The organism is Algoriphagus zhangzhouensis (assembly GCF_900148515.1).
In the GTDB taxonomy this organism is placed as follows: domain Bacteria; phylum Bacteroidota; class Bacteroidia; order Cytophagales; family Cyclobacteriaceae; genus Algoriphagus; species Algoriphagus zhangzhouensis.
Map to the genome: position 1 here is coordinate 947,726 of NZ_FRXN01000001.1, position 13,536 is coordinate 961,261.

13 protein-coding genes are annotated in these 13,536 nt (G+C 38.9%); 9 read left to right on the forward strand and 4 right to left on the reverse strand.

The genetic code is table 11. The features are described 5' to 3' along the window. Positions 1-55 precede the first annotated feature (55 nt). The 6 genes from BUF13_RS04005 (at position 56) to BUF13_RS04030 (ending at position 6,352) form a co-directional block, all read left to right on the forward strand. Positions 56-1,540, forward strand: a complete 1,485-nt coding sequence (locus BUF13_RS04005; protein ID WP_073570845.1) for an acyl-CoA synthetase — start codon at positions 56-58, stop codon at positions 1,538-1,540. A 2-nt stretch (positions 1,541-1,542) separates the two neighbouring features. After that, positions 1,543-1,908 (forward strand): malonate transporter subunit MadL, encoded by a 366-nt coding sequence (gene madL / locus BUF13_RS04010; RefSeq protein ID WP_073570430.1) that lies wholly within the window; start codon positions 1,543-1,545, stop codon positions 1,906-1,908. Next, positions 1,901-2,662: a malonate transporter subunit MadM gene (madM, locus tag BUF13_RS04015; protein ID WP_073570431.1), complete on the forward strand. Its 762-nt coding sequence runs from the start codon at positions 1,901-1,903 to the stop codon at positions 2,660-2,662. The genes madL and madM overlap by 8 nt, the downstream gene beginning before the upstream one ends. Before the next feature lie 34 nt (positions 2,663-2,696). Then, a complete protein-coding gene (locus BUF13_RS04020) occupies positions 2,697-3,257 on the forward strand; it encodes a helix-turn-helix domain-containing protein (protein ID WP_073570432.1) in 561 nt (186 codons plus the stop codon). Between the two features lie 71 nt (positions 3,258-3,328). Then, entirely contained in the window at positions 3,329-5,542 is a 2,214-nt protein-coding gene (locus BUF13_RS04025; RefSeq protein WP_073570433.1) for a heavy metal translocating P-type ATPase, read from the forward strand. A 114-nt stretch (positions 5,543-5,656) separates the two neighbouring features. Beyond that, positions 5,657-6,352, forward strand: a complete 696-nt coding sequence (locus BUF13_RS04030) for an SIMPL domain-containing protein (RefSeq protein WP_073570434.1) — start codon at positions 5,657-5,659, stop codon at positions 6,350-6,352. Between the two features lie 25 nt (positions 6,353-6,377). On the opposite strand, the gene BUF13_RS04035 is transcribed toward BUF13_RS04030, so the two are convergent. After that, positions 6,378-6,941 carry a Pycsar system effector family protein gene (locus BUF13_RS04035; RefSeq protein WP_073570435.1) on the reverse strand — a complete coding sequence of 188 codons (564 nt, stop codon included), beginning with the start codon at positions 6,939-6,941 and terminating at the stop codon, positions 6,378-6,380. A gap of 58 nt (positions 6,942-6,999) precedes the next feature. Continuing rightward, complete coding sequence (locus BUF13_RS04040) at positions 7,000-9,168, reverse strand: B12-binding domain-containing radical SAM protein (protein WP_073570846.1); 2,169 nt, start codon at positions 9,166-9,168, stop codon at positions 7,000-7,002. A gap of 127 nt (positions 9,169-9,295) precedes the next feature. On the opposite strand from BUF13_RS04040, the gene BUF13_RS04045 reads away from it, so the two are divergent. The 3 genes from BUF13_RS04045 to BUF13_RS04055 all read left to right on the forward strand — a co-directional run bounded on the left by BUF13_RS04045 (position 9,296) and on the right by BUF13_RS04055 (position 11,614). Then, on the forward strand, positions 9,296-9,754 hold the full coding sequence (locus tag BUF13_RS04045) for a YehS family protein (protein ID WP_073570436.1): 459 nt from the start codon (positions 9,296-9,298) through the stop codon (positions 9,752-9,754). A 104-nt stretch (positions 9,755-9,858) separates the two neighbouring features. After that, a complete protein-coding gene (locus tag BUF13_RS04050) occupies positions 9,859-10,746 on the forward strand; it encodes a dienelactone hydrolase family protein (RefSeq protein WP_073570437.1) in 888 nt (295 codons plus the stop codon). A 115-nt stretch (positions 10,747-10,861) separates the two neighbouring features. After that, positions 10,862-11,614 (forward strand): NYN domain-containing protein, encoded by a 753-nt coding sequence (locus tag BUF13_RS04055; protein WP_073570438.1) that lies wholly within the window; start codon positions 10,862-10,864, stop codon positions 11,612-11,614. Positions 11,615-12,278: 664 nt separating this feature from the next. Here the strand turns inward: BUF13_RS04055 and BUF13_RS04065 are convergent. Both BUF13_RS04065 and BUF13_RS04070 read right to left on the reverse strand, forming a co-directional pair. Then, the gene (locus BUF13_RS04065; RefSeq protein ID WP_073570440.1) at positions 12,279-12,692 is read right to left on the reverse strand and encodes a DsrE family protein; all 414 of its coding nucleotides are present in this window, start codon (positions 12,690-12,692) and stop codon (positions 12,279-12,281) included. Positions 12,693-12,702: 10 nt separating this feature from the next. Continuing rightward, complete coding sequence (locus BUF13_RS04070; RefSeq protein ID WP_073570847.1) at positions 12,703-13,383, reverse strand: Tat (twin-arginine translocation) pathway signal sequence containing protein; 681 nt, start codon at positions 13,381-13,383, stop codon at positions 12,703-12,705. Between the last annotated feature and the right edge of the window lie 153 nt (positions 13,384-13,536).

Here is a 13,536-nt window from a genome sequence, read left to right on the forward strand (position 1 = left end):
AGAAGGGAAATATTCATTTCTACTTTTATCTTGGGAGATTAACAAAATCCAAGAAATGCAACTGATCCAAAATGCCGCTAAATATTCTTCAAAGACTGCAATAGTCGACTCTCACGGTTCTTACACCTATTCTCGACTACTTGAAGACTCCAAAAAAGTAGCTTTTCAGCTCCTCCAATCTTATAAAAAACCGGATTTGGATGGAGCTAGAGTTGCTTTTATGGTTTCGCCAGGATTTGATTATGTGAAAACCCAATGGGGTATTTGGTTGGCAGGTGGAATAGCTGCCCCCCTGTGTATTAGCTACCCACTCCCCTCTTTGACTTACGTCATTGATGATACATCAGCCTCCATTTTAGTTTATGGATCAGAATATAAGGAGATACTTCAACCACTTTTGGAAAGGGAAAATCTCATTGGGATCGAGATATCTGAAATTGAGAATATTGAAGAACAAGACAGAGCTCTTCCTGAAGTTCCTTTAGATCGAGGAGCCATGATCTTATATACTTCGGGCACTACAAATCTTCCAAAAGGGGTTTTGACAACCCATCGAATCATCCAGTCTCAAATCAAAACATTGGTTGATGCCTGGATGTGGACTCAGGAAGATTATACCATTGGGATTTTGCCTCTACATCATGTGCATGGGATTATCAATGTGCTTTCCTGTTGCCTTTATGCAGGAGGAACTATCGAATTCATTCATCCATTTTCTGCCGAAAAAGTACTGGATACTTTTGTATCTGGCAGAGTCAATGTTTTCATGGCTGTTCCAACCATTTATTACAAGTTGATTACAGCCTATGAAAGTCTTTCCAAGGAAGCCCAAGAATTACTTTCCTCACAGTTACCCAAATTCAGATTAATGGTTTCTGGTTCTGCGGCCCTTCCTGTTTCAGTGATGGAAAAATGGAAGCAGATTTCTGGACACTATTTATTGGAAAGATATGGAATGACTGAAATAGGTATGGCCATAAGTAATCCATATGAAGGAGTCAGAAAAGCAGGACACATCGGTTTTCCTCTTCCAGGAGTAGATATTCGACTGGTCAATGAAGAAGAATTGATCGTACTGCCTGGTCATCCTGGTGAGATTCAAGTAAAAGGCCCCTGTGTTTTCAAAGAATATTGGGGTAAACCTGAAGCGACAGCAAAAGCTTTTACAGAGGACGGCTGGTTTAAAACTAGCGACATAGCAGAAGTTGAAGATGGCTATTTCAGAATTTTAGGAAGAGATTCAGTGGACATCATCAAATCCGGAGGATATAAAATTTCAGCATTGGAAATAGAGGAAGTTTTAAGGAAACACGAGCATATCAAAGATTGCGGAGTAGTAGGAATTCCTGATGAAGAATGGGGAGAGTTAGTGGTAGCAGGTTTAGTATGTGATCATGAATTAGACAGCCTTGAATTGAACGAATGGCTCAGAGAACGAATGCCTGCCTATAAAACTCCCAGGAAGTACATTTTCCTTGGAGACCTTCCTAGAAATGTCATGGGAAAAGTAACCAAAAATGAACTTAAAAAACTCTTTTAGGCATGATTAAGGGCTTGGCTTTATTGGCATTTTCTTTCCTCCTTGGTCAATGGATGGGAGAATTGCTTGGGTCTTGGTTAGGTATCAATGCCAATGTCGGCGGAGTGGGATTTGCCATGATCATCCTTCTTCTTTCAAAAGAATGGCTAATCAAGCAGGACTTACTTAACTCCGAAATGGAATTTGGAATCCACTTTTGGGGTAAGCTTTATATCCCTGTTGTCATTGCCATGGCAGCAAGTCTCAACGTAAAATCAGCCATATCAGCAGGTACTTTGGCCATATTAGCGGGTATCGTCCCTGTACTGATCAGCTTAATGGTTTTTCCTTTTCTAATCAAAAATTTCGACAAATCGACTCATGGATGAATTGTTGAAAATAATCGATAAGAACGGGCTTATTCTAGCTTTCCTTTTTGTTGGAGTCCTAACAATATTTGCAGACTATCTTTCTCGAACTATTTTCAAAAAAAGAATCCCAGGTTCCGCAATCGCCATTTTTATGGGTTTGATCCTTGGGTATATTGGTGGGGAATTAACTGGTGGGCAAAAGGGATTTTCAGATGTTCCACATTTTAGTGGATTAGCTCTTTTGGGTGGATCTATGTTTAGGGATTTCACAATTGTTGCCACAGCATTGGGAGCTAGTTTTATCCTGATTCGTAAAAGCGGACTTTTGGGACTTATCTCACTTATGGTAGGGATTTTACTTTTTTTTATAGTTGGAGTTGGAGTGGCTTGGGCTTTTGGCTATCGAGATGCCGTAAGTCTATGCACCATTGGAGCTGGAGCATGTACATATATTGTCGGACCGGTGACTGGTGGAGCTTTAGGAGCCAGTTCTGAAGTAATTGCCTTGAGTATAGGCACTGGCTTAGTCAAAACGATTGCTGTAACCATACTCACGCCTATTTTCGCCAAAAAGATTGGTTTAGAATCGCCTGCTTCAGCCATGGCCTACGGTGGAGTGATGGGTACCTCAAGTGGAGTGGCAGCTGGATTGGCGGCCACAGATCCGAAATTGGTTCCTTATGGAGCTGTCACAGCTACATTCTATACAGGATTGGGCTGTTTGCTTTGTCCCTCTCTCCTTTTTCTAATCCTTGAAATTATTTTTGCGTAAGCCCTGTTAAGTATTGAATCACCAGTAAAAAAGCATGGAAATCCGCATAAAAAATATGGTTTGTCAAAGATGTGTCAGCGCAGTTTCTGAGCTTTTTGAAAAACATCAAATCCCGGTTCAGCGGATCGAATTAGGTGCGGTTTGGACTGAAAACTCTTTATCAACAGATCAAAAATCAAGATTAGCTGGAGAGCTTAAAGATTTGGGCTTTGAACTTTTAGAAGACCAAAGTGCCAAAATCATTTCCCAAATCAAGGATTTGATCATTCTGGAAATTCAGAATAATGATTCCAAAAGGACTGAGAATTTCTCTACACTTATCGCGCAAAATCTTCACCATGATTATTCATCTTTAAGTCGACTTTTCTCAACTGTTGAAGGAATCACCATTGAGAAATTCATCACCAAACAAAAAATTGAAAAAGTAAAAGAGCTGATTTCTTATGGTGAATTGAGTTTTTCAGAAATATCCGATTTGATGGAATACAGTAGCGTGGCCTATTTGTCTTCTCAATTCAAAAAGGAAACTGGAATGACACCTTCAGAGTTTAAAAAACTCAACTCCAAACCACGGACTTTTTTGGATAAAGTATGAGATCAAAATCTTATAAAACTCATCTAAAATCCTGTAAACACCCACTCACTATTTTTTCTGAAATTTGAATCATGAACAAAGAAATGATTCAGAAACAAACTTTTCCAGTTACAGGAATGACCTGCGCAGCTTGCGCCTCCAGTGTTGAAACGATCCTTACTCATACAGATGGAGTTCAGTCTGCCGCTGTCAATTTTGCGACAAATACTGTTCAGGTAGAATATGATCAATCCACCAATCCAGACCTTCTCAACGAAGCTCTTACCGCGATAGGCTATGGTTTGATTATCAATTCAAAAGACATCAATGAAAGCATTGAAAATGAACAGGATAAAAAATACCAAGATGTCAAAAAAAGAACCATCTGGTCTGCTATCCTAACCCTTCCAATATTTATTATTGGAATGTTTTTTATGGATTGGGAACCGGGAAAATGGATATCTCTTACCCTTTCAATTCCAGTCCTTTTCTTCTTTGGAAAAAGCTTTTACATCAATGCATGGAAGCAAACCAAACATGGAAAAGCAAACATGGACACTCTTGTGGCTCTAAGTACTGGAATCGCTTTCCTATTTAGTTTATTCAATACTTTCTTTCCTGAGTTTTGGACTTCCAAAGGATTGGTTCCCCATGTCTATTATGAAGCTGCTACAGTCATAATCACCTTCATTTCCTTCGGAAAAATGCTCGAGGAAAAAGCTAAATCCAACACCTCTTCTGCCCTTAAAAAGCTGATTGGATTACAGCCCAAAACGCTGACTTTGATTACCGATCATGGAGAAAAATCAATTCCAATAAAAGAAGTACAGGTAGGTGATAAAATTTTGGTAAAGCCCGGAGAAAAGGTTCCTGTCGATGGAAAAGTAAGCTCAGGTAGCACTTTTATTGATGAAGGTATGATCAGTGGAGAACCTATTCCAGTTGAAAAAACTATCGGAAATCCAGTGTTTGCCGGTACGATAAACCAGAAAGGAAGCTTTCAGTTTATAGCTGAAAAAGTAGGTGAATCCACACTTCTATCTCAGATCATTCAGCGAGTCCAAGAGGCTCAAGGAAGTAAAGCTCCTGTTCAAAAACTGGTCGATAAAATCGCCAGTATCTTCGTCCCAACAGTTCTAGGGATAGCGATTCTAACCTTTATCATCTGGATGGCATTTGGAGGTGAAAGTGCCTTTACCCATGCTCTTTTGACATCTATTGCTGTTTTGGTGATTGCCTGTCCTTGTGCATTGGGACTTGCTACTCCTACTGCAATTATGGTTGGGATGGGAAAAGGCGCCGAAAACAACATCCTGATTCGAGATGCAGAAAGTTTGGAATTGGGCCATCGAGTCAATACAGTGATCTTGGACAAAACAGGAACAATCACCGAAGGTAAACCTAGTATCAAATCAATAGAATGGTTAAATGGAAATTCAGATGAATCCTCCATTCTTTTGGCTTTGGAAAGTCAATCTGAGCACCCACTCGCAACCGCAGTAGTTTCCTTTCTCCAAGAAAATCAAAGTAAATCAATTTCTTTGGAATCCTTTGAGAGTGTCACGGGTCAAGGCGTCAAAGCTCAATATCAAGGCAAATCCTATTTCGTAGGAAACCTAAGACTTCTCGAAAACTTTAAGCTTTCTCTCTCAACTGAATGGAATAGCAAAGCCAAAAAATGGGAGCAAGAAGCCCAAACAGTGGTTTATTTTGGGAATGAGGAAGGATTGATTGCCATGATTGGAATTCAAGATCAGATAAAAGCTAGTTCAAAGGCCGCCATCAAGCAATTACACGAAATGGGAATTGAAGTCCACATGCTGACAGGAGACAATCCGCATACGGCAGACTCGGTTGCCAAAGAGGTTGGAATCAAACAATTTAAAGCTGAAGTCCTTCCTTCTGATAAATCCGAATATGTTAAAATCCTCCAATCCCAAGGTAAAATTGTAGCAATGGTTGGTGACGGCATTAATGATTCAGAGGCTTTGGCTCAAGCAGATGTCAGCATCGCCATGGGGCACGGATCTGATATTGCCATGGATGTTGCAAAAATCACTTTGATTACCTCTGATCTTCAAAAAGTTCCTCAAGCCTTCAATCTTTCAAAATTGACTGTAAATGGCATTAAGCAGAACCTTTTTTGGGCTTTTATTTACAACTTAATAGGCATTCCAATCGCAGCTGGAATCTTATACCCTATCAATGGATTCCTTTTGGATCCTATGATTGCCGGGTCGGCGATGGCTATGAGTTCTGTCTCTGTAGTAGCTAATAGTTTGAGATTAAAAGGAAGAAAAATCTAAGTAAATCAATTCCTAATTTTCCTTAAATCAAGTAGAAAAGCGTATCGAATTAGGTAGCGAAGCAAAACTGGACTGCGTTTTGAAGATATGATCACATTACCAAAATCAACACATATGAAGGCATTATTGACATTTCTAGTGGCAGCAGGCTTGACATTTTCTTTACAAGCCCAAGAAGTTCAGCAGGTACCTCTTATTGAAGTACAGGGGTATTCAGTGAAATCCGTATCCCCTGACGAAGCGGTATTCTATATCAATTTGGAAGAAAAGTCCATGAAAGTGACTGATGCAACTAAAATGCTGAATACCAAAACCGAAAACCTTGCTAACCAACTTAAAAAGGCGAAAATCAGAGATTATAAACTGGTAGCAGACAATTACTCAGTTAGTATTAATCGAATCTATAGAAGTGGAGTTTCTAGAGATAGTGGATATGTAGCACGACAATCTCTTCAAATCATCACTAAAAGCACAAATGAAGACTTACAAAAAATTTCTGATGCCATCCAAGATGCAGGAGATATGAGTTTCAATTTGAGTTTTAGAGTTTCTGAAGCTACTACCAAATCAATGGAAAATACATTGATGAGAGAAGCACTTTTGGATGCGCAGTCAAAAGCAAATTTAATTGCCGAGACTTTAGGAATTAGAACAATTCGAGTATTTCATGTTTCCCTGGATCAACCAGCATCTCCACTTCCAGTCATGAGAATGATGGCAGATGGTGCACAAGCTGAATCGGCCAAAATGATGATTGCTCCAGATGGTCAAAAAATAGAAAAACGAGTTTACGTCAAATTCACTTATTAAGAGAAGCCGCCTTGAGCGGCTTTTTTTATGCCATCAATTGAGTAAGAAAGGCAATAGCTCCGATGATCACTCCGAAGGAAAAAGCCAAATAAGCGTATCTGAGAAGTCGGTATTTTTGATTTAAGACCATGCTTTGGTAATACAATGACGTAGACATTTGATCCATAATATCCTGCCTGGAGGACATAGTCTTTTTAAGATGGGCGAAATATTCATCCTTACTCAAATGAGACACCGAACCAAAAAAAATGAGAGATGGGTTATCTGTTTTTTGACGGGGCTTTCCCACAATTTTTGGCTTGGCAGCTTGAATTGCCAAAATGGTTGAAGCCAAACAAAAAACAACAAAAAGTAAAATGGGAATCTGCAATCCAAATTCTGAACTTTCAATTTGATTGGAAATAGAACCGTAACCAATCAAAGCAGCCATAGAGGAAATCACCAAGGCATTGATACTGATGATAATATTTGCCTTATTATCAGCAATTTTCAACAATTGAGAATTATTATTGAAAGTAACCCTGTAGAAGGTTTGTCTTTCTCTAGATGTCTTATCCTTGGACTCCTTATGTATGATTTGCTCTTCCATTCGATGTTAATTTAACAATTTTTCGATATAGGATATCAAAGCATAAGTTTTGAATATTTTAAATAATCAAAAGTCCATTTTCTTTTAAAATCTGCCAAACTTCAGATTCTATCAATTCCTGAAAATCACCATAATTAGCCTCGTATTTTTCACGAATTACCTTAAGTCTATTTAATGGCTGTTGATAGCTGATTTCTTCTAGCATTTCCATGATCCATTCCCCAAAATCTAAAGGTAATTCCAAGGCAAAATCTTCCTTTTTGCCCGAGAAAATCAAATCAACATTTTCTTCATCCAAATAAACCAATTCAGGCAACTCTCCAATCCAAAGTATTCTCAATTGATCTTTGTAAACCAATTCTGGCTCATCGTTCACCTGTCTCTGAATATATTTTTTAGGAATGCTCGTCGGAGGTACTTTCGTTTCAAACCAATCACCGAGAGGAATCTCAAAACCTACTCCATGCATGTAGTTGAACAGAGACTTTTTCAAGCCCTCTCCAAACAAATCATGATTTGCACCACTTGGATCCTCATGTGCCAATTCATTATTGGCAAAGGTTCCTGGATGCGGATATAAGTTTTTAACCTGAAAACTTTGAGGATTTAGTCCAACAGGACTGTGTGCGGTCATAGCAAATCGATGCCAAAAACCAGATTGAAGAACTCCTGATTCGAATAACTGGCGAACCATTTCCAAGGAATCAATGGTTTCCTGGGCCGTCTGAGTTGGAAAACCATACATCAAATAGGCATGAACCATTATTCCAGATTGGGTAAAGTGATTACAAACCTGTGCCACTTGAGCAACTGTCACACCTTTTTTGATCATATCCAATAATCGATCAGAAGCCACTTCCAAGCCACCTGAAACAGCAATACAACCAGAAGCACGGAGCAAACGACAAAGATCCGCTGAAAAACTAGATTCAAAGCGAATATTCGTCCACCAGGTAACAGAAAGTCCTCTTCTAAGGATTTCTATTGCCAAATCTCTCATCAGAGCAGGCGGTGCTGCCTCATCTACAAAATGGAATCCATTTTGACCGGTCTGAGCTATAATTTCTTCAATCCGATCACAGAGTATGGAGGCATTGATAGGTTCATAACGCTGAATATAATCGAGTGAGATATCGCAGAATGTACATTTCCCCCAATAGCAACCATGGGCCAAAGTCAATTTATTCCATCTTCCATCAGACCAAAGTCTGTGCATGGGATTCGCCACCTCAATAACCGATAAATAATCACGAATTGGCAAATCAGAATAATCAGGCGTCCCTGTTTCTCTTTGAGGAATATCCTTGACTTGACTATTGTTGACCCATTTCACTTTTCCATCTTCTCGGAGGAAAGTCCTTTTCAACACCTCTTGGGGAATATTTCCAGCAATATGATCCAACAATAGCCTTACCGGAGCTTCCCCATCATCCAAGGTGATAAAATCAACATAATCAAATACCCGTGGATCTTTCAAGGATCTCAATTCTGTATTTGGATAGCCCCCTCCCATCCAAACAGAAATATCCGGAAAATGAGATTTGATGAATTGAGCACATTTTAAGGCTCCATATAAATTCCCTGGGAAAGGCACTGAAAAGGCAACTGACCGAGGTTCAAATGCACGAATCTTTTTATCCAATAACTCCCAAAGCCAATCATCCAACAATCCATTTGGCTCTTGAAGTGCTTCATCCATTTCATCAAACTCCTGTGCACTGATCGCCAATTGCTCGGCATATCTGCTAAACCCGAAATGAGGATCAATAGCTTCTGAAATCAAATCTCCCAAATCCTCTAGATACAAAGTTGACAGGTACCTAGCTTTGTCTCGAATTCCCAATGTTCCAAAAGCCCAATCCGTATCATCCTTCTGCTCAAAGCGGGAAGCTTCTGGCAAATAATCTCCCTCCACAATCCTATAAGCAAGAGTGGGGTTTTTATCCTGAAGGAACCCAATAACCGAATCAATAGTCTGGAGATAATTCTTTTTCAATCGGAAAATTCTCGATGCATTTTCTGATAATTCCAGCTCCTGAGATTCCATTAAATCAAATATTTCTGTCAGGCCATCTTTTGAAAAGATCCTCAAAATCAACTCAATACCCAAATCTGCCTGATTGGAAGGAATCAAAAGAGTATTCAAAAAACCTTTCAAATAGGCCGTTGCAGGATAGGGTGTGTTAAGTTGTGTAAAAGGAGGAGTGATAAATAAGACTTCGGTCACAGCTTTTGAATTTGGAATCAAAGATCAGGTTAAAATTTGGCAAAAACCTTCCTCAAAACCTAAAAGATAGATTTCAAACCATTCCCCTCTCAAAAAAGCCTTAAATTCGCCCACCAAACTGAATCAAATGAGCAACAACGACATTCTAAAAACTCTTCGCTATTCTTTCGATTTCAATGATTTTGTGATGATTGATCTTTTCCATAAAGGAGGAATGGAAGTCAGCAGGGAGCTTGTCAGCAATTGGCTCAAGAATGAGGAAGATCCGGCATATCAAAAAATCATCGACAAAGAACTCGCTTCATTTCTGAATGGATTGATCATATTGAAGAGAGGTAAAAAAGGTGAAAACCCACCTGTTGCTGAAAAATCACTCAACAATAACATGATCCTTCGAAAGTTGAAAATCGCACTTTCTATGCAGGATACTGATATGTTGGAGGTTTTTGAATTAAGAAAATTCAGAATCAGTAAACATGAATTGAGCGCATTTTTCAGAAAACCTGATCAGCACCAATACAGAGAATGTAAAGACCAGATTCTCAGAAACTTCCTCATGGGACTACAATTAAAGCTCAGAGGTTAATCAAACCTCCACCTTTCATCGAATCTATTTCTCAATTCCTCACTTTCTCCATGGAAATCTGCGATTTTTTGGGCATCTTCCTATAGCTCAAAACAACAACAACCATGGATAAACTCAAAAAAGAAGACATCCCTCAGGAAGTCTTTGACCTGTATGACTATTACGCCCATAATAAACTTGAAAGAAGGGTTTTTATGGAAAAACTTTCTGCATATGCTGTTGGAGGAATCACTTTGACTACCCTCATGAGTACAATGATGCCTGATTATGTCACCACGGCAACTATTCTGGATAATGATGAGCGTATGCAAAGCTCCGATTATGTCTTTTATGACTCCCCCAAAGGAGGCGGAGAAATCCGAGGGCTACTTTCCAAACCTGCCGGGTCTGGTAAATTTCCAGGAATTGTGGTAGTTCATGAAAACAGAGGATTGAATCCCTATATCGAAGATGTTGGTAGAAGATGTGCTGTGGCTGGATTTATTTCCATAGCTCCAGATGCGCTTTGGCCATTGGGAGGATATCCTGGAAACGATGATAAAGGTCGTGAAATGCAACGTGAAAGAAATAGAGATGAAATGTTGGAGGATTTCATAGCAGCATATAATTACCTCAAAAATCATCCAGACTGCGATGGAAATGTAGGTGTAGTAGGATTCTGTTTTGGAGGATGGATCTCCAATATGATGGCAGTGAGGCTTCCAGATTTAGGAGCATCAGTACCATTCTACGGCGGTCAGCCTTCTGCAGAAGAGGCTGCGCAAATAAAAGCTCCTTTGATGATTCAATACGCTGGATTGGACGAAAGAGTCAATGCAGGATGGCCCGCTTATGAGGAGGTTTTGAAAACAAACGGAGTCGAATATCAGATGTTTATGTATCCAGATGTTAATCATGGATTCCATAATAATACAACTCCACGATATGATGAAGCAGCAGCAAATCTAGCTTGGGATCGGACCATTGCTTTTTTTAAAGAGCATTTGAAATAGATATAAATAAAAAGTTCAAGGGGCCAAAAGCCCCTTTTATTTTGGCCTCCACTATAGCATTACCTAACTTAAAGCCTTAATTAACCCACAGTCAATCTTAGATTGAACGATTTTTATGAGAGAAAATAAATTCAATATTGCCGTCCTGATTGACGGAGATAATGCTCAAGCCAAGCTTATCAAAGAAATTTTAGAAGAAGTTTCCAAATATGGAAAGGCCACAATTCGGCGAATCTATGGAGATTGGACTACTCCTCAAATGAACAGTTGGAAGGAGGTAATCAACCAATATTCTTTTAATCCCATTCAGAAATTCGCCTACACAACAGGTAAAAACTCTACAGACAGCTCCCTGATCATCGATGCTATGGATATCCTCCACAGCAATTCGGTGGATGGATTTTGTATCGTTTCATCAGATTCAGATTATACAGGTTTAGCAAAGAGAATCCGTGAGGAAGGGATGTTTGTAATGGGAATAGGCAGAAGAATCACCCCTCAGGCCTTTGTACAGTCTTGTGAGATTTTCACATTTGCCGAAAACTTGGGTGAAGAAGTTGAAGAAGAGAAAAAACCAGAAAAGTCAAGTTCAAGACAGAATGTGGTTGCGGCAGAAAGCCCCAAAAAGAGTTCTCATCCAAAAATTGACTTGCGTTTAATTGATCGGGCATTTGAGATTTCTTCTGATGAGGAGGAAGAAATACATATTGCCAAAATCGGAGCATCTCTTAGAAAAATTGATCCAAGTTTTGACCCCAGAACTTATGGTTTTCGAAATCTGACTGATTTATTCAAAAGCCTCAACAAATACGTCGTTGTAAGGAATGAAGTGAATGGATTGAATTATCCATTAGTAAAATTGAAGTAGGAAATCATTTAAGTCACCTAAGAGCTTTAGTTTGCCTCTTACATATGCTTATAAAAAAAATAAGTCAGAGACCTTTAAGTTTGGAACTTTTGAAAGACCAAAAGTTCCCAAAAGTCTTTTGCCTGAATTGGCTTGAAAATGCCTTCGGACATTTTCTGCCGAATTGGGTCAAACGCTAAAAATCGCCAGATTTCCGAACAAGTTCGGAACTAGCCGATTTTCTTAACGCTTGTTGACCTCAATCCGTCACCAGCCACTTCAAGGCAGAATCCTAACCATTCAAATAATCTTCAACAATCCAAGATCTTTTGAATTTTGCTAAAAAACTCAAATTTTGTGGTGCGGTGGGAGGATTTGGCAGCGGGGAGAGCGCGGGACTTGTGCGGCTGAAGCTTTGCCAAATCTTGATATTTTGGTTCTTTTGTATCAAGACAAAAGAACAGGCAAAAAGAAAAATCCTTTAAAACCTAAAATACAAATGTGTGGTTTTTGGTCCTTTTTCACCCACAGAAAAAAGGACTGAGAGTTCAATAGGATATATTTTTTCTTTTTTATGAAAAACAGTTTTTTACCTGTAATATCGAAATCTATATTAGATGTTAACCAAAATAGTTTCGACTCCGCTCAGTCTGACAAATTTTAAGAGTTTGAGACAATCTACATTCTATTTACTCTCCTTGATATACCCCCACCCTTCTTTTTGCTTTTGGATGATCTCCAAAATACCATCAGGGACAGTACTTATTCCTTCGATCAAATCTTCCTTATCAATTTCATGCCTTTTCAAAGTCATTTCACAAACGACCATGGATATATTTTCCTTTTTCAATAGGCCCACAAGTGCATCAGAAACAGATGATTTTTCTTTCAATGCCATATTGATTGAGCTGCTATACAAAACCAATTCAAATTCTGATTTTGGGTAAGCTTCAGACATCATCGTTACATGTCGAATAGCTGATTGATGTACCCCTTCATCAGGGCTAGTGATATCAAAGACAATTTGAACTTCGGGACTTTGTCCAAAAGCATTCAACACCAAAATGAAAACAATTCCAAATACTAAGAGTTTTTTCATAATCTAAGAATTACCCACCTGCAAATACATAAGCACATCCATGTTTCTGGGCTCTCTGCAACGCCCAAACACCAGAAGGAACGATTTGTATTCCTGGCTCTACTGCTGCTTTGAAATCTGAATAAACATCAGCCGCTTCCAATCCCATTTGCCCAGCGATAACTCCACTGTAAAAGTTCATAGCTAGATCACATACGCAGAACATAGCACCACGAGCTTGAAGGTCTTTAATTCCTTGAATAGCAGGAATAGGGAAATCCCCCTCGGTTGGCGCATAGAAAGGGTTCCTTTCCGAAGGTTGTTGGGTTTTAGGATCGTTGATTCCATAGACCGTTCCCAATTTATATTTCTTCCAAACTGAGCTGTTCATTGCAAAAGGAATTGCAGAATGTCTAAGTACTGTCATAGCTGTCATATCAGAATCTGGCACGTCAGTTTGATTATTGGTCAGGTAAAATGCCCAGTTCCAAATTATTGGAAATCCATCATGGGGGGTAGAACCATCATAAACAATTCGATGAGTACCTTTAACTCCTTTGAACCATTCTTCTGCTTCATTTAGAATTTTAGAATCGGATTTGGTTTCAGCTTGAACCACTCCTCCCGAAAATGCAGTCAAGCCTCCAATCGCAGAACCCATAGCCAGGGTCTCAATAAAACTTCTTCGAGAATTACAATTTTCCTTATTCATTTTAAAAACAGTTTGAGTATAACATCTATTGAAAATCATGGAACTAAACAATAATGGTTTAATCAATATAAGAAAAATACAATAAATATTATCCTTATTCAATTGACTACAAATACTTTAAGATATTTAAACCGGAAATAATTCAATACCCTA